The organism is Streptomyces sp. TG1A-8 (assembly GCF_030499535.1).
Lineage (GTDB): Bacteria > Actinomycetota > Actinomycetes > Streptomycetales > Streptomycetaceae > Streptomyces.
Map to the genome: position 1 here is coordinate 447,444 of NZ_JASTLB010000004.1, position 15,692 is coordinate 463,135.

Here is a 15,692-nt window from a genome sequence, read left to right on the forward strand (position 1 = left end):
GCAGAGGACTGAGCGAGCGAACGGCTTTCCTGCTTGGGATCTAGGAGGACTCCGGGCATGTACGGCATCGCACACGCCGTCGTCACCTCCCTGGGATGCAGCCCGGCCCTCGGCTTCGTCCATTCCGGTCACGAACTGTCCTTCGTCCTCGACGTCGCCGACCTCTACAAGACCGATATCGGCATCCCGCTCGCCTTCGACGCAGCCGCACAGGACGAGGAAGACGTCGGCCCCCGCACCCGGCGCGCACTACGAGAGCGCATCAACGAAACCTCCCTGCTGAACCGGTGCGTGAACGACATCAAACGCCTCCTCCTGCCCGAAGCGGCCGACTCCGCGGAACCGGGTGCGGACCAGGACGTGGTCACACTTCAAAGCGACGGCGGCCACCAGGTCGCCTCCGGCGTCAACTACGACGGGCCCGACGACGGAGACATGCTCTGGTGACCGTCATCATCCTCACCAACTGCCCAGCCGGGCTCCGCGGCTTCCTCACACACTGGCTGCTGGAAATTTCAGCCGGCGCCGTTCTCTGGCTAGTACGCGGCTGACCGGCTGCCGGGGGAGTGGCTGCTCACAGGCAGGGCACGCTAGGAGATCCCGGTCCGGATCTTGCAGACCATCCCGTTGACGACCTGCCGGTCCGACACACGCGGCCGTCCTGTCGTGGCCCGCGGTATCAGCGGAGCTGAGCAACTCCCACTCGTGATCGGTGAGTTCATGACGGCGTATCACCCCACCATGATCCACCACGCGATGATCTTTGAAGACGGACCCTAGCTCGCTTCAGAGGCGGAGGAGCCGATGCTCGTCGCCAGGGCGGACGGATCGAGCGCACTCTCCATGGTGTCAGCCAGAGTGCCGCGATGCCGCCAAGTACCGCGACGGTCGCCGACGTCCAAGCGAAGGGGTCTTGTGCGGGCGATGTCGTCCAGTCCCACCAGCTTGCGTTGCTGAACCAGACGACGGGAAACGTCGAAATCAACGGCAGGATCCACGAAAGGTTAACCCCGAAGAGTCGACCGGAGACGAAGGCCAGGCCTACCCACAGGAGCAGGGACCTTACAAAGACCACGCCGCTGTCAAAACCAACCGCGATCGTTTCAGTCACACAAGTGACACTGCAGAAGAGCAGTAGTACGAGTGCGATAACTTGCCATCTGAGCCGCCACAGATGGTTTCCTGCGAGACGTTCCATTTCTTCTAGTGGGCCGCCGATCAGAGAGGACGTCAGCACCGCCATGAACAACGGAATCTCGTTGCGGAAGGGTATGCCTTGAGTTGTCACTCCGTCACCGAAGGACGGAATGGGGATGACAAACCCACCGATCACAGCCGATATTCCAGCGATCACCATTCCCGCCACAATGCAGGAACCGATGCGATGACCCCGTAGATGCAGGACAACGTGTTCCCGTTTCATGGCGTCTTCGCGCACCCTGCGTCGCGTAGAACTTTTCGCTGCTCTTCCGTCCACTGTTTCTGCTCTTGCTCGGAACCTTTCACGGCTTGGGCGGCAGACTTCTGGGATGCATCGACACCGGACATGTGCAATCCTTCATCAGCCTTCTTTGGGTCAACCCCCATCGCCCTGTACTCGAGCCATAGGCTGATGCTGTCCATGGCTTGCCATGCCTGAGCCGACTCATTAGGCGGAGGGCACTTCCTCATCCCGAGCGATTCGTACGCGATTTGGCCGGCCATTGCTATTGCCGCCGCTCGCACATGCCCTTCGGTAACGTCAAACCCTCTGTCACCCAACGGTGTGGGCTTGATGCCAAACTCATAGAAGGCCGTAGGGGTTTGCACCCAATCCTGGGGAACCGAGTCCAGACGCTGAGCCATACGAGCCAAGTCCGGCAAGTACTTCCCATGTTCGCGCCACACACAGACGCGAGGGGCATCGGCCGCTCGCCGTTCACAAACAACGCTCTCACTGCTGACAGCACGCTTTGCTCGCAGTGGTCCGGTAGTCAACACAACGAACGGTGTCACAAAGCACATAATCAGAGAGATGGTGAAGACACTGCGCACCGCCAAGCTGCGCCTGCGTAGGTAGTGACCGACATCCGTCTGCATTCGCACTGGTGCGGACACAGCCAGAGCCGCGAACATTGCGGCCGTAAGCAGGCGGACACCGACTGCCTGGACAGCGAGTTGCGTGTCAGGAGTTCCAGACAGCACGTACAGACCGAAAGACTGTCCCACCGCCAGGAAGATGATGAAACCGCCTAGAGCACAGACAATGGGGGTAAACGCAGGGGAAGACCAGGCGCGGCCGACGAGATGCCCCACCGCCGCATAGAGCGTCAGCGTTGCCACACCGAGCAACAGGTAGCTGGGCCAAAGGAAACCCTTACCCGCGTCCGGATAGGACACTGCGGCTGCAATGACGCATCCGACCGCGTAGGCCCCGAAACCCATGGTCAGGGTGGCGCCCAAGCGCGCGGCCTCCGCCTGCCAAGGCGGCCGCGCGGCTGCTAGCAGGAAAGTGGGCATATCGGATCGCGAGGCTCTGCCGGCCTGCCATGCGGACACAGCAGCAAGCACAGGTCCCAGGAACAAGGTGGTCACCTGGGCGGCAGCGCTCGCCTCCGGCCAGACTCCGATCCAGTAATGCGAACGGCCAAAGAGGACGAAAAGGTCAATCAGCACCATTGCCGGGAATGCTGCAAAGATCGGCGAGCGGCGGAGTTCGAGAAGATAGATCTTCACCATGCTTGTTCCCCACTCGGCTCCAGGTTGCCGAGGACGGACATGTACCCGCACTCCAAAGGGCTGTCCCCTTGGGCTCCTGGAACGGCCGAATTCGCCAGCTCCTGCGGACTCCCGCTGAAAGCTATGGCGCCTTCCTTCAGGACAAAAACTGTGTCACAGGCGGCAGCGACGTCCTCGACCAGATGTGTGCTTAGCATGACTGCGGCGCCCTGTGAGGCGATGGAGCGGATCAAGCGGCGGAACCCCAGGCGCTGTGCCGGGTCCAGGCCCACGGTCGGTTCGTCGAGGAGTACCAGGGACGGGGATCCGACGATGGCGGCGGCGATGCCCGCGCGACGGAGCATCCCGCCGGACAGGGATTTCATCTTGCTCTTGCCCTGATCCGCGAGGCCGACATCCGCCACGGCCTTTCGGGTAAGCTCGGTAATTTTCCGAGACGGAACTTCACGCAGCCAGGCGCAGTATGTGACGAAATCATTGACAGAAAAGTTCGGGTAGTAGCCGAAGTCTTGCGGAAGATATCCGATACGGCGGCGCACTTGCCGAACATCCCGTTCAGTGGAGATGGTTCCTCCAAAGAGCGACAGCCTCCCACCGCGCGGTGGTGTAATGGTACTTAGTGTCTGTAGCAGCGTTGTCTTTCCTGCACCATTAGGACCCAGCAGGCCGGTAACACCGCGCTCGACTTGCAGATCCAGCGAGTCGAGAATGAGTCGTTTGCCGTAGCCTTGAGAGAGGCTGTCAAAACTGGCGACCGCTATAGATGACATTATGAACTCCAACGGCGGTGGGGCGATAGCCCCACCGCCTGTCAGGAATGGGCCTGCGCTTGGGCCCCTCTAGCGAGTCACAGTGCCATATACCGTCACTCACCGTAAAGCGAGGGTCAGCCGGCTACTCGCGTGCCATTAATCTTGAACGTGCACTCGTAGGTGCTCCACTTACCCACGTAGCCGACCGGCAAGTCCTCCTGCCCGTACCCGTCCGTCTCTACGTCGCAGTCGTACCACACCTGGTAGATGCCGGAGGTGGAGGTCGAGCCGTCGCAGTAGGCGTGGCCAGACGTGGAGTACCAGTATCCGCGGCAGCCGTGGTGCCAGGTCGACTCGTACGAGGCGCTCGCCATCGGCGCGGTCAGTCCTACTACGCCTGCGGCCAGGGCGGTGACGACGGCTACCTTGGCCATCTTCCCGGATATGCGCTGCTTGAAATTCTGCTTCAAAAGAAGCCCCCCCTTAGGGAATCTCTACGAAGTTTCCACAAGATCATGCGCGATGTGAAGGTGATCCGTCAAGGCAGTTTAAATAGAAAGTCAGAAAGGGGTGAAAAGTGCATTATTATCCCAATCGTCGTGTAATGCAGATTTTTTCGATTCGTATAGCAATCGGTTTAGAGTGATACATGCTCCATCTTCGTGAAGCGTGAGGCTGATTTCTCCGAGGCGGGTGGCGCGTATCGGTTGGCCGAAACTGCCGCCTTGCGCTCCGGTCACCTCCATTTAATGCGAGGGCTAACCCCACAGCCCCTCTTCCGCCCGTCCTTGGCGAATGCAGGATTTTCGCCAAGGAAGGAAGGGGCGAAGGAGAAGCGGGCGGGGCGCGGTGGGTGCCTCGGCGGATCGGGGCCAGCGGCTGTCGTCCGCGCGCGTCGGCGGGGCCGCGTGCGGGCGCTGCTGCTCCGCCGATGCCCGTAGGGAGTCTCGCTGGGAAACAGAGGCCGGCACGTGCATCGCGCAGCTCGGCTACGCGGGCGAGGGCGAGCTGGAGGAGATCGTGAACACGGCCCAGGCCGAGATGTACGCGGTCACCGAGGAACGCACGGCCGGCGAGCCGGGCAGCGCCCTCGCCGCGATCGTGGAACGCGTCGTGGACAGCGTCGGCGCCCGCGACGAGGGCGAGATCACCGGCGTGCCGACCGGCTTCACCGACCTGGACTCCCTGACCAAGGGCTTCCAGCCCGGCCAGCTCATCGTGCTGGCCGGGCGCCCGGCCATGGGCAAGTCCACCGTCGCCCTGGACTTCGCCCGCGCCGCCGCCATCGAGCACGGCCTGGGCGTGGCGCTGTTCTCGCTGGAGATGAGCGAGGACGAGATCGGCATGCGCGTGCTGTCCGCGGAGGCCCGCGTGGCGCTGCACCATCTGCGCGGCGGCACGGTCACCGACGACGACTGGGTACGCATCGGCCGGCGCCTGCCCGCCATCGGCGAGTCCCGGCTGCACGTGGACGACTCCCCCGGCCTGACCCTGGCCGACATCCGCACCCGCACCCGCCGCATCGCCGCCCGCGACGGCCTCGACCTGGTGGTCGTGGACTACCTCCAGCTCATCACCCCCGCCGGCCGCCGGGGCTCCTCCCGCCAGGAGGACGTCGCCGCGATCTCCCGGGGGCTGAAGCTGCTGGCCAAGGACCTGCGCGTACCAGTGATCGCCCTCTCCCAGCTCAACCGCGGCTCCGAGATGCGCCAGGACAAGCGCCCACAGGTCTCCGACCTGCGCGAGTCCGGCGCGATCGAGAACGACGCCGACATGGTGATCCTGCTGCACCGCGAGGACGCCTACGAGGAAGGCTCCCCCCGCTCCGGCGAGGCCGACCTGATCGTCGGCAAGCACCGCAACGGACCCACCGCCACCATCACCGTCGCCTTCCAGGGCCACTACTCCCGCTTCGTGGACATGGCGCAGACCTGATACACCCCTGTAGGGTCTCAGATTTCGCTGCACAGTCTCACGCTCTGCTTCATATCGGCTGCTCTTAGTACTCCAGCAGCGGTTCGTGGCCTGAGGTGCGTTTTCGGTAGTGGCAGCGGCGGGCGATGGCCTGGCGGTGTCTTCTCCAGGCGGACCAGTTCAGTGCGTGGGTGATGGGATCGCGGTCGGCTCGTGGGTGGGGCAGGAGAGTGTCCAGGAGCCGCCGGATCTCTGCCACGGTGAGCGGGACGGTGGCTGATCCGTTTCTGCAGCCCCCTTTGCCTCCCCGCCGGCCTGGGCTTGTGCTGCGAGTGCGGCCAAGACGGCGTGGGCGAGCATGGCCAGGGTGATGTGCCGATACCAGCCGACATAGCGGCGGACTTCGTACTCGTCCAGGCCGCACTCGTTCTTCGCGGCCTGGAAGCACTCCTCGATCGCCCAGCGGGAGCCGGCGATGCGGACCAGCTCGGCGATCTCGACACCCACGGGTGCGTAGGCCAGGTAGTAGGCCACATCTTCGGGGTCGGACAGGCTGCGGCGGGCCATCACCCACCGGTGATGGGTCGGCGGATCCGGATCGAAGATGATGTTGGCGGGCAACTTGGCCCCGGCCCAGTCGTAGATCCGCGGGCCCTTCGCCCCATCGCCGCAGGACAGCCGCTGCCAGGCATCATCGGGTGCTTCATCGATGAGATGGTCGATGCGCCAGATGCCGGCCAGGGACTTGATCTGCTGGGACTTGGGCACCGCCACCACGTAGCCGACGCCCGTCTGCTCGAGCAGGCGGCGGAAGTGCCAGTCCTGCCCGTAGGCCTCATCCGCGGTCACCCACGACGCCGGCAGGCCGGCGGCCAGGCAGCGGCGGACGATGTCCCGGGCCAGTTCCCCCTTGGTCGCAAAGCCTCGCCCGTCGGGGATCTTGGCCGCCCGGCAGCGGTCACGGTCGGACGTCCAGGCTTTGGGCAGGTAGAGCTCCCGGTCCACCAAGGCCCGGCCTGAGCTGGTGGCGTAGGCGGCGAACACGCCGATCTGACAGTTGTCGATCTTTCCTGAGGTGCCGGTGTACTGCCGACTGACCCCGGCTGAGGTGGTGCCCTTCTTGATGAATCCCGTGTCGTCGATGATCAGCACACCGCCCGGTCCGAGCCGTTCGGCGACGTAGGCACGGACGTCGTCACGCAGGGCGTCCGCGTCCCAGACACTGCTGTTCAGCAGCCGCTGAAAGCCGTCCGGAGTGCGGTGACCTGCCCATTCCGCAAGCTGCCAGCCGTTCTTGCGTGTCGCCCGCCCCAGCAGACCACGGACGTAGTCCCGCATCCGCCACCGCAGATCCGCCCGAGTGAACCTGCCCGCCACCCGAGCGAACACCAACTCCAACTCGCCGGCCCAGCAAGCGGCTTCACTCATCCCCTCCATACCAGGACAACGACAACCACCAGCTCAGGACACGAACCGCTGCTGGAGTATTAGAACTCCTAACGAAATGATCTTCGAGGTGGTTGGATCACTACGGCAGCGATGATCTGGGGGTGCGAAGTGGCACGGCCGAAGCCGTGGGAAGTCGACGACGAGCTGTGGGCGGTGATCGAACCGCTGCTGCCCAAGGTCGAGCGTCGGGCCCGGCACCCAGGGCGCAAGCGGCATCCGGACCGGCTGGTGTTCCAGGGCATCCTGTTCGTCCTGCACACCGGGATCTCCTGGGAACACCTGCCGCAGGAACTCGGCTTCGGCTCGGGCATGACCTGCTGGCGACGCCTGGCCGAGTGGACCGGGGCCGGCGTGTGGCCCCGACTGCACGAGGTCCTCCTTGCCAAGCTCCGCAGCGCGAACGCCCTGGACTTCTCCCGAGCGGCCGTCGACGGCTCCCACATCCGCGCGCTAAAGGGGGTCCCAAGACCGGACGAAGCCCTGTTGACCGGGGCAGAACCGGCAGCAAGCACCACCTGATCACCGACGCCACCGGCATCCCGCTCGCCGCCACGCTGACCGGCGGCAACCGCAACGACGTCACCCAGCTGATCCCTCTGCTGGAGGCGATACCGCCGGTGCGGGGCAAGCGAGGCCGGCCCCGACGCCGCCCGGACGTGGTGCTGGGCGACCGCGGCTACGACCACGACAAGTACCGCCGGCTCGTCCGGGACCTGGGCGTGAAGCCACTGATCGCCCGACGCGGCACCGAACACGGCTCCGGACTCGGCACCCAACGCTGGGTCGTGGAACGCGCATTCGCCCACCTGCACTGGTTCCGCCGTCTGCGGATCCGCTGGGAGATCCGCGACGACATCCACGAAGCCTTCCTCACCCTCGGATGCGCGCTCATCTGCTGGAGGCGCCTGACGTCATTGCGATAGGAGTTCTTATGCAGCGGCCGTGAGACAAGCAGGTCGGCGCGTTCACCCTTTCGGGCTACTTGGCTCCGCGCTCAGGCGTCTGCTCTCGACGGCGGGCAGTCTGGTCGTACGGACCATGGCCTGGGTGGGGGTACGTCGTGGGCATTGCTGCGGAAGTTGTGGTCAGAGTGCGCCGCCATGATGGCGACGAGGTTGAGGAGTATGCCTGGCCGGCCGCTTCCAAGGATCTGTTGGTCTCCGCGGCGCCGTGGCGGGTATTCCGCTGGCACCGAGGGCAGAAGCACTACTCGGGTACCTACTGGTCAGCGACTATGCGCGACCATGTGATCTACGAGTCCCGCCTGGAGTTGGCCCGATTACTCTTCGCGGACTTCGATCGCAGCGTCCACGGCATCGTGGCTCAGCCCTTCCTGCTTCAGACCGTGCTGGAAGGTAAGGTCCGCAAGCACATCCCGGATTATCTCCTGCTCACCGACCAGGTGCCGGTGATCGTTGACGTCAAGCCACTGCACCGTCAGTCCAAGCCCGAGGTCGCGTTCACCTTCGATTGGACCGGGCAGGCGGTGGAGGCGCGTGGATGGAAGTACGAGGTCTGGAGCGAGCCTCCGACGGTGGAGCTGGAGAATGTCCGATTCCTGGCGGGCTACCGCAGGGATTGGCTGTTCAGCGCCGCCCTGCTGGAAGAGCTTCGTGGAATTGATCTCGATGGGGTGCCGTTGGGGCGGGCTGCGGGCTGTCTGCCTGGTCGTCCGGGACCCCAAGTCCGGTCAGCCATCCATCATTTGCTCTGGACGCAGAGTCTTGTTACCGATCTCGGCCAGCCACTCGGCCCGTCGTGCACGCTGCGGCAGGCGGCATGAGCAGGGCCGGGGCTCGCGTCGGAGTCGGTACGCGATTCCGCTACGACGGAGAGACCGTCGAAGTGGTCGAGCTGGCGGCGACGACCAGGGGAAACGAGGTGGTCCTCAAGGACGGGCATGGCTGCGTCCGGCGGCTGTCCCTGAAGGAGCTGTTGTTCTCCGACCGTGCCGAGATTGTTCCTGACCAGGCCGGTCCGTCGGCAGATGATGCTGAGGAGATCGCTTCGGTTGTCCTGAGCCAGCTGCGTGATGACGAGCGGCGGAAAGTCCTCGAACGAGCGGAACATGTCCGCGAGGTCCTAACGGGCTACCGCTCGGGCAGTGCGGAACTCGTACGTGAAGGAGAACCTTGCACCGAGTACGGGGCCGGTGAGCCGGCTGAGGCCAAGTATGCAGCGAAGGCTCGGGAACTTGGGGTGTCGGTCCGCTCGATCAAGCAATGGGTCGCGGATTTTCGGCGTCATGGTGAGGCCGGGTTTGTCTCGAAGAGAAGCTTGTCCGGACCGACGCAGCCGTCCGTCGATAACCGGTGGGTGGAGACCGCGCTGGAGGTGATGGTCGAGTACACCGATCAGTCGAAGCCGTCGCGGACGCTGGTGATCGAGCGGACGCGGGCCCGGGTGGTTGCCCGGTTCGGTCCGGAGGTGGTGCCGCAGCCGAGCAGGGCGACCGCCTTTCGGGTGCTGGAGGGCCTGGAGCGGAGGCATCCGCTGTTCAGGCTGAGTACGAAACGGAACCGGGATATCGCGGATCGTCCGGAAGGCCCGTACGGGAAGCTGCGGCCGACGCGGCCGGGTGAGTATCTGCTGATGGACACCACGCGGTTGGACGTGTTCGCGTTCGATCCGCTGACATTGAAGTGGGTGCAGGCCGAGCTGACGGTTGCGATGGACTGGTACACCCGCTGCATCACCGGGATCCGGCTGACGCCGGTGTCGACGAAGGCGGTAGATGTCAGCGCGGTGCTGTTCCAGTCGTTCAGGCCGCGGCCGACGGGGCGGGATTGGCCGCGTGGTGCGGTCTGGCCCGAGCATGGCATCCCGCGCACGGTCCTGGTCGACGTCGACGGCGCCGTCGGTCCTGGGCTGGCCTCGCCACCGCTGGTGCCCGAGACACTGGTGGTCGATCACGGCAAGGTCTACGTCTCGGAGCATCTGACGAGCGTCTGCCGCCGGATGGGGATATCGATCCAGCCCGCGAGGCTGCGGACGGGCCGGGACAAGGGACCGGTGGAGCGGTATTTCAGGACCTTGAGGGAAGGGCTGCTTGAGGCGCTTCCCGGTTACAAGGGGCCGGACATCCACTCTCGGGGCGATGCTCCCGAGGACGATGCGTTCTTCTTCCTGGACGAGTTGGAGGCGATGATCCAAGAGTGAACAGCGGTGGTCTATCACTGCCGGCCGCACGCGAGTCTGGTCGATCCGGGGGTGCCAGGGCTGCGAATGTCCCCAGCGAAGATGTTCGAGCACGGGATGGCCCGGGCCGGCTGGATTGAAGTCCCGCGGGACAAGGACCTGGCCTTTGAGTTCCTCGCCACGAAGTGGCGCACGGTCCAGCACTACGGTGTCGAGATCGGCCGCCGCCGCTACAGCGGTCCGGGCCTTCCTGAGCCCGGCGTCCGCAGCCCCTACGACGGGCCGCTTCGGAACGGCTGGCCGTTCCAGGTCGACCCGGACGATGTCACCCGGATCTACTTCCGTGACCCCTCCACGCGTGTCTGGCACACGCTGACCTGGGAGCATGCGCCGTCGGCGCGGATGCCGCTGAGCGAGGACGCGCTGGCGTTCGCCCGGAAGCTGGCCGCGGCAAAGTACCGCTACCCCGATGACCGGCTTGCAGTCGTCGATCTGCTGGAGCGTTGGAACCTTGGCCTGGGCACCACGCTGGCCGAGCGGCGCATGGCGCTTCGGCTCTCGCGCGAGCAGGCAGCCCTCGGACTGCCTGAGGCCGATGCGGAGACGGTCGTGTCTCTTCCCTCCGTACGCCGGGCCTTGGGCGGGACGGAGGCACTGCCGCAGGACAAAGGGATGAAGGCGGAGCCGGAGACCGGAGACGACGACGAGGCGGACTTCGAGGACCTGGACGAGGACGAGGACTTCTACGCGGATGCCTTGGAGGACGTGTGAGCGCGGCCGGTCTGTCGGAAGCGTTGGGCAATCTGGCGCTGTCGCGGAAGGAGGACTTCAAGGCGTTTGCCCAGGCTCCGCGCCGCAAGCAGCCCGAGGCGCTGACGAGGGCCCAGATGAAGGCCTTGGGTAAGGACGCGAGAGCGGAGTACGACCTGCGGCGGCGGGAGTGGCACGCGAACATCGGCCCGCTCAAGACCCCTCAACTGTCCGAATTACATGAGGATTTGTGGGACATCGTCGACAGCAACCATCAGGACGGTGACAAGGCCAAGGGAGCCGTGGCGATTGACGCATTTCCCGGGCTGGGCAAGACCACCTCGGTCCTCGCGTTCGCCCGTGAGTTCCACCGCAGGGAGATCGCCGAGCGGGGTGAGTTCACCGGCCAGGGGCACGAGCGTCTGCCGGTATGCCGGGTCGGCCTGACCGGGAGCACCGGCATGAAGGACCTCAACCGGGCCATGCTGGAGTTCTTCGGGCACCCAGGTCGCAACCGCGGAACGACCGCCCAGTTCGGCCAGCGAGCCCTGGACTGCGTGCTGTCCTGCGAGGTCCGCATCCTCGCCCTTGACGACCTGCACTTTCTGAAGTGGAACCAGCGCAATGGCATCGAGGTCAGCAACCATCTGAAATGGATCGCGAACGAGTTCCCCGTGACCTTGCTGATGATCGGTGTCGGCCTCGCGGACAAGGGCCTGTTCAGTGAGGGCGATGCCAGGCGGGATGCGGCGCTGGCCCAGACCGGGCGCCGCACTACCCGGTTGGGAGTGCGGCCCTTCAGGATCGAGTCCGAGCCCGGCCGGCGGGAGTGGCGGCAGATGTTGCTGGCCCTGGAACAGCGCGTGGTCCTGGCCGACAAGCAGCCGGGGATGCTCGCGGACGAGTTGTCCGATTACCTCTTCGCCCGCAGCACCGGGCACATCGGCTCGCTGATGACCTTGATCAATCGAGGCTGTCAGAGGGCTGTCCGCAGCGGCGCTGAGCGCCTGGACCGCGACTTGCTCGACGGGGTGAAGAACGACGAGGCGTCGGAGGCGGCCCGCAAGGAGCTGGAAGCAGCACTGGAGAAACGGAGGCTGACCAGCCGCCCACGCTCCCGCCGCAAGGTCGCATGAGCACGCGTGTCCGGACTCTGCCGATCCGGCTGGTGCCTCTGCCCGGAGAGGCGCTCGATTCGTGGCTGGAGGCTCTCGCCCGCAGGCTGGACAGCCCGCTCGGCGAGGTGCTGCACCACCTCGGCCTGCCGTCCCGGACCGGGCGCGGGGATCACCTGCGGGGCATACCGCCGGACTGGACGATCCTGCTGGGCGCGGACCAGACCGCGGCCATCGCGCATGCGAGCGGGCTGGACGAGCAGACGGTCACGGCCATGACGCTGGCGCACTACGCCGAGCGGGCCCTTCGCATCAACTTCGAGCGCCGGTACGTCAACCGCTGGGTGCTCTGGGGCCGTGGTGCCGGCTCGCGGTTCTGCGCGGACTGCCTCAAGGACAGCAGCGGCCGCTGGCAACTCACCTGGCGTCTGGGCTGGTCCTTCGCCTGTCCGCTGCACTTGCAACTGCTGGCGGACTGCTGCCCTGTCTGCGGGCGCGTCCCCAGGCAGCGGCCCCGGTCCGGGGAGGTCGTCCCTCACCCGGATCTTTGCGGCACGCTCTCTTCGAGACCGGGACATCCGCCTTCCGGGGGCTGCGGATTCGATCTGACACGGACCCGTACGCTTCGACTTCCTGCCGGGCATCCCGCGCTGTCAGCCCAGGAACGGCTGCTGGAGGTCATTGACGCGAATACTGCTTTCTTCGGCGCATACGCACTCAGCCCGCAGCCGGCGGCGAAGGCGCTGACGGACATCCGGGCGATCGCCGGCCGCGTGCTCGCAGACCTACCCGAGCTGGCTTCGTTCACGTTTGGCAGCAGCACTTGTGCATGATTTCCGGAGGCAGTTGGTGATCACTCCATCGAGAGATGTTCGCGAGTTTTGACGGCGCCGTCGTGCCGTCGTCGCGGTGAGTGATCAATTCACTGTGCCTGGGCAAGCAGCGTCCGTAGGGTTTGCGCATGACAGATGAAAGTGAGCGGGCCGTGCAGGCGGCCATCGACGGGGAGATGCGGCTTCTCGATCCCGAGGTGCGTGCCTCCCCGGCCCATGTCTTGGAGCTTCTGGACCCGGAGTTCACCGAGATCGGGGCTTCCGGACGCCGGTGGGACGTGGAGTCGATCCTCACGGTGACGAGCGGCGGCTCGGTCTCCCCGGAGTCTCCGGTCAAGGTCAGCGAGATGTCCGGCAACGTCCTCGCTCCGGGCGTCGTTCATCTGACGTACTTCGCCGACAACCAGGGCCGTCGGGCATGGCGGAGCTCTTTGTGGCGCCTGACGGAGACGGGCTGGCGGATGTACTTCCACCAGGCCACTTTGACCGGTTGAGCGGGTAGGACCGCCGCCCGTGAGGGCGGCGGTCCTACCCGCCGAATCGTGCGACTTCAGCTGGCCGTGGCTGGCGCTTCCGCTCGCGCGCGGGTGCTGGCGAGGCGGTAGGAGTCGGTTCCGGTCTCGATGATCGTGCCGTTGAAGGTGAGCCGGTCGACGATGGCCGCGCAGAGGCGGGGGTCGGTGAAGGTCTTCGTCCAGCCGCCGAAGGACTCGTTGGAGGCGATGGCGACGCTGTTCTTCTCCTCGCGCTCGGTCAGCACCTGGAACAGCAGTTCGGCGCCGTGCCGGTCGAGCTCCATGTATCCGAGTTCGTCGATGCAGAGCAGGTCGACGCGGCCGTAGCGGGCGATGGTCTTGTTCAGTTGCTTCTCGTCCGCGGCCTCGACCAGCTCGTTGACCAGCTTCGTGGCGAGCGTGTAGCGGACGCGGTAGCCCTTCATCGCGGCCTCGGTTCCCAGGGCGATGAGCATGTGGGACTTGCCGGTGCCGGAGTCTCCGATCAGGCAGAGCGGCTGGCTCTTCTTGATCCACTCGCAGCTGGCGAGGGTATGAATGGTGGCCGGGTCGATGTTCGGGTTGGCGTCGAAGTCGAAGGTCCGCAGCGACTTCTCCCGCGGGAAGCCGGCTGCCTTGATCCGTCGTTCCGAACGGCGGCGGGCCCGGTCGTCGCACTCGGCCATCAGCAGTTCGGCGAGGAAGCCGCGGTAGGTCATCTGGTCCTTCATCGCTCGGTCGGCGATGTCGGGGAACTCGTTGCGGATCGACGGCAGCCGCAACATGCGGCAGGCGGTGTCGATGGCGGCGTCGGCGGCCTGCTCGGTCAAGCCTCGCTGGCGGGGCAGGGTCACTGGGCTTCTCCCTCTGGGTGGGCGCCGCCGCTGGCGCGACGGCGTCGGAGCAACTGGTCGTAGGGGGTCACCGAGGGCAGCGGCCTGGTGTCCGGCGGAAGGTGGGCAAGGCGCCACTCGTGCAGAAACGTCACGGTCGCCGCCCCTGAGGCTCCGGCCGGCAGGGCGGCGAGCGGTTCGTCTTCGGCCTGGGCGGCCTTGCGGGCCTCCAGCGCGACCGCGTCCGCGGTCAGGGCCCCGGCCCGCAGGGCGGTGGCAAGCCCGGCGACCAGGTGCTCGTGCGGGATGTGCCGGGCCAGCAGCAGCACCTCGATCAGGGCCCGGGTGCCGTCCCGCTCGCCGTGGACCTTGCGGGCTTGAGCCCACCAAGCGTCATGGACCGGAGTGAACTTGCCCGCCGAGCGGGCCTGTTCGAGTGCGGTGGCGCCGGGAAAGGCACCGGGCTTGCGGATCAGGGCTTCGAGATAGTGGTCCAGCTCCAGACGGCAGCTGGCCTTCGCGATCAGCCGCTCGTGCCGGGCGACTTCCACGTTCTGGTCGTAAACCACCAGGTGGGAAGCGTGCAGCACGACCCGGACCCGTTTGCCGATCAGACGGACGGGCACCGAGTAGCGGTTGGTGCGGACGGTGATCTGGCTGTAGCGGTCGACCCTGGGGGTGAAAACCCGGCCGGTCTCGAACGGCTCATCCGGCAACGGCATCAGCAGCGGCTGTTCGACGGCGAAGTACTCGTCGATGGTCCGCGGCCGGGAGCCGATCCGGCGCCGGCCGTCGTGCAGGTCCCACTGCTCGACCATCTCGTTCAGCTCCGCCAGCGAGGACACCTCCGGCACCGGCGTGAAGTGGTTGCGGCGGAAGTAGCCGATCTGTCCCTCGACCCCGCCCTTCTCGTGGGCGCCGTCGATGCCCGGGCGGCAGTAGAAGCTCTCGATGCCGAAGTGGGAGCGGAAGGCGATCCACCGGTCGGTTTCCACCCGTGCTCGGCTCAGGCCCAGCACTTGGGCGACGGCGGCCTTGAGGTTGTCGTAGCGAACCCGGCCCCGCGGGACACCGCCCAGCACCCGCAGCGCGTGCACGTGGCCCTCGAAGAAGGCTTCCTGGCCGGCGGAGGCGAACACGCGGTGGACGGCCTTACCCGAATACGACAGGCGGAAGGAGAACAGGTAGCAGGTCACCAGCTCGCCGGCGAGCCGCACGGCCACGTCTCCGAAGTCGACTTCCGCCTCCATGCCCGGCGGGTGGGTCTGCGGGACGAACGCTTCGATGGGCGCCTTGCCCGCCTCCACCGCGATCTGCGGCTTCCGGTCGGCGACATAGCGTCTGACCATCGGATACGACACGTCGGCGCCGTGTTCCTCGACCAGCCGGTGGAAGATCCGGGTCACCGTGTGCCGCTGCTTGCGCGGCGCATCCAGGTCCGCCCGGAGGATCCCGTCGATCACCGCCTTGTACGGATCGAGCGCCGACGGCCGCGGCGGCAGCGGCTTGCGCGGTTCCGGCCACGCCGAGTTCAGGGCCTTGCGGACCGTTCGCCAGGCGACGTTGTACTTGCGCTCCAGCTCCCGCATCGTCATGCCGGCCCGGTGGTCCCGCCGGATCGCCGCGTACAGCTCGACCTTCGACATCTGCGGCATGACCAGGACCTTTCACCGGGAACACCCCGATGCTGTCCTGG

General features: G+C 65.9%; 14 protein-coding genes and 3 pseudogenes. 10 read left to right on the forward strand and 7 right to left on the reverse strand.

The features are described 5' to 3' along the window. Positions 1–57 precede the first annotated feature (57 nt). Both QQY24_RS34270 and QQY24_RS34275 read left to right on the forward strand, forming a co-directional pair. Positions 58–447: pseudogene (locus QQY24_RS34270) on the forward strand (type I-E CRISPR-associated endonuclease Cas1); the annotation flags it as partial. Beyond that, positions 444–524 (forward strand): annotated as a pseudogene (locus tag QQY24_RS34275) (type I-E CRISPR-associated endoribonuclease Cas2); the annotation flags it as partial. The pseudogenes QQY24_RS34270 and QQY24_RS34275, both read left to right, overlap by 4 nt. A gap of 194 nt (positions 525–718) precedes the next feature. Here the strand turns inward: QQY24_RS34275 and QQY24_RS34280 are convergent. The 4 genes from QQY24_RS34280 to QQY24_RS34295 form a co-directional block, all read right to left on the reverse strand. Further along, complete coding sequence (locus QQY24_RS34280; RefSeq protein WP_301976811.1) at positions 719–1,438, reverse strand: hypothetical protein; 720 nt, start codon at positions 1,436–1,438, stop codon at positions 719–721. Further along, entirely contained in the window at positions 1,420–2,718 is a 1,299-nt protein-coding gene (locus QQY24_RS34285; protein WP_301976812.1) for an ABC transporter permease, read from the reverse strand. Before QQY24_RS34285 ends, QQY24_RS34280 begins: the two co-directional genes overlap by 19 nt. Next, the gene (locus QQY24_RS34290) at positions 2,712–3,488 is read right to left on the reverse strand and encodes an ATP-binding cassette domain-containing protein (protein WP_301976813.1); all 777 of its coding nucleotides are present in this window, start codon (positions 3,486–3,488) and stop codon (positions 2,712–2,714) included. The genes QQY24_RS34285 and QQY24_RS34290 overlap by 7 nt, the downstream gene beginning before the upstream one ends. Positions 3,489–3,604: 116 nt before the next feature. Then, entirely contained in the window at positions 3,605–3,940 is a 336-nt protein-coding gene (locus QQY24_RS34295; RefSeq protein WP_301976814.1) for a hypothetical protein, read from the reverse strand. A 490-nt stretch (positions 3,941–4,430) separates the two neighbouring features. Between QQY24_RS34295 and QQY24_RS34300 the strand changes: the two are divergent. Then, positions 4,431–5,405: pseudogene (locus QQY24_RS34300) on the forward strand (replicative DNA helicase); the annotation flags it as partial. A gap of 159 nt (positions 5,406–5,564) precedes the next feature. Here QQY24_RS34300 and QQY24_RS34305 read toward each other — a convergent pair. Then, positions 5,565–6,821, reverse strand: a complete 1,257-nt coding sequence (locus QQY24_RS34305; protein WP_301970644.1) for an IS701 family transposase — start codon at positions 6,819–6,821, stop codon at positions 5,565–5,567. A 102-nt stretch (positions 6,822–6,923) separates the two neighbouring features. Between QQY24_RS34305 and QQY24_RS34310 the strand changes: the two genes are divergently transcribed. From QQY24_RS34310 to QQY24_RS34340, 7 genes are all read left to right on the forward strand, one after another. Next, a protein-coding gene (locus tag QQY24_RS34310) for an IS5 family transposase (RefSeq protein WP_301972491.1) occupies positions 6,924–7,756 on the forward strand; the annotation gives its coding sequence in 2 pieces (ribosomal slippage) (positions 6,924–7,284 and positions 7,284–7,756; 834 coding nt in all). A 137-nt stretch (positions 7,757–7,893) separates the two neighbouring features. Then, complete coding sequence (locus QQY24_RS34315) at positions 7,894–8,616, forward strand: TnsA-like heteromeric transposase endonuclease subunit (protein WP_301976815.1); 723 nt, start codon at positions 7,894–7,896, stop codon at positions 8,614–8,616. 62 nt (positions 8,617–8,678) lie between these two features. Next, positions 8,679–9,992: a hypothetical protein gene (locus QQY24_RS34320; protein ID WP_301976816.1), complete on the forward strand. Its 1,314-nt coding sequence runs from the start codon at positions 8,679–8,681 to the stop codon at positions 9,990–9,992. An 81-nt stretch (positions 9,993–10,073) separates the two neighbouring features. Next, entirely contained in the window at positions 10,074–10,742 is a 669-nt protein-coding gene (locus QQY24_RS34325) for a hypothetical protein (protein ID WP_301976818.1), read from the forward strand. Then, a complete protein-coding gene (locus QQY24_RS34330; protein WP_301976819.1) occupies positions 10,739–11,857 on the forward strand; it encodes an ATP-binding protein in 1,119 nt (372 codons plus the stop codon). Before QQY24_RS34325 ends, QQY24_RS34330 begins: the two co-directional genes overlap by 4 nt. Next, positions 11,854–12,669, forward strand: coding sequence for a TniQ family protein (locus QQY24_RS34335; protein WP_301976820.1), 816 nt, complete (start codon positions 11,854–11,856; stop codon positions 12,667–12,669). The genes QQY24_RS34330 and QQY24_RS34335 overlap by 4 nt, the downstream gene beginning before the upstream one ends. A gap of 128 nt (positions 12,670–12,797) precedes the next feature. Next, positions 12,798–13,163, forward strand: a complete 366-nt coding sequence (locus QQY24_RS34340; protein ID WP_301976821.1) for a DUF4440 domain-containing protein — start codon at positions 12,798–12,800, stop codon at positions 13,161–13,163. 56 nt (positions 13,164–13,219) lie between these two features. Here the strand turns inward: QQY24_RS34340 and istB are convergent, their stop codons facing one another. Both istB and istA read right to left on the reverse strand, forming a co-directional pair. Next, a complete protein-coding gene (gene istB, locus QQY24_RS34345; RefSeq protein WP_301976822.1) occupies positions 13,220–14,017 on the reverse strand; it encodes an IS21-like element helper ATPase IstB in 798 nt (265 codons plus the stop codon). Continuing rightward, positions 14,014–15,642, reverse strand: a complete 1,629-nt coding sequence (gene istA / locus QQY24_RS34350) for an IS21 family transposase (RefSeq protein WP_301976881.1) — start codon at positions 15,640–15,642, stop codon at positions 14,014–14,016. Before istA ends, istB begins: the two co-directional genes overlap by 4 nt. Positions 15,643–15,692 lie beyond the last annotated feature (50 nt).

What these genes read in the sequence shown, in the direction of transcription:
- QQY24_RS34285 (WP_301976812.1), bottom strand. Translation starts at nt 2,718, where the DNA reads ATGGTGAAGATCTATCTTCTCGAACTCCGCCGCTCGCCGATCTTTGCA.
- QQY24_RS34290 (WP_301976813.1), bottom strand. Translation starts at nt 3,488, where the DNA reads ATGTCATCTATAGCGGTCGCCAGTTTTGACAGCCTCTCTCAAGGCTAC.
- QQY24_RS34305 (WP_301970644.1), bottom strand. Translation starts at nt 6,821, where the DNA reads ATGGAGGGGATGAGTGAAGCCGCTTGCTGGGCCGGCGAGTTGGAGTTG.
- QQY24_RS34325 (WP_301976818.1), top strand. Translation starts at nt 10,074, where the DNA reads ATGTTCGAGCACGGGATGGCCCGGGCCGGCTGGATTGAAGTCCCGCGG.
- QQY24_RS34335 (WP_301976820.1), top strand. Translation starts at nt 11,854, where the DNA reads ATGAGCACGCGTGTCCGGACTCTGCCGATCCGGCTGGTGCCTCTGCCC.
- QQY24_RS34340 (WP_301976821.1), top strand. Translation starts at nt 12,798, where the DNA reads ATGACAGATGAAAGTGAGCGGGCCGTGCAGGCGGCCATCGACGGGGAG.
- istA (WP_301976881.1), bottom strand. Translation starts at nt 15,642, where the DNA reads ATGTCGAAGGTCGAGCTGTACGCGGCGATCCGGCGGGACCACCGGGCC.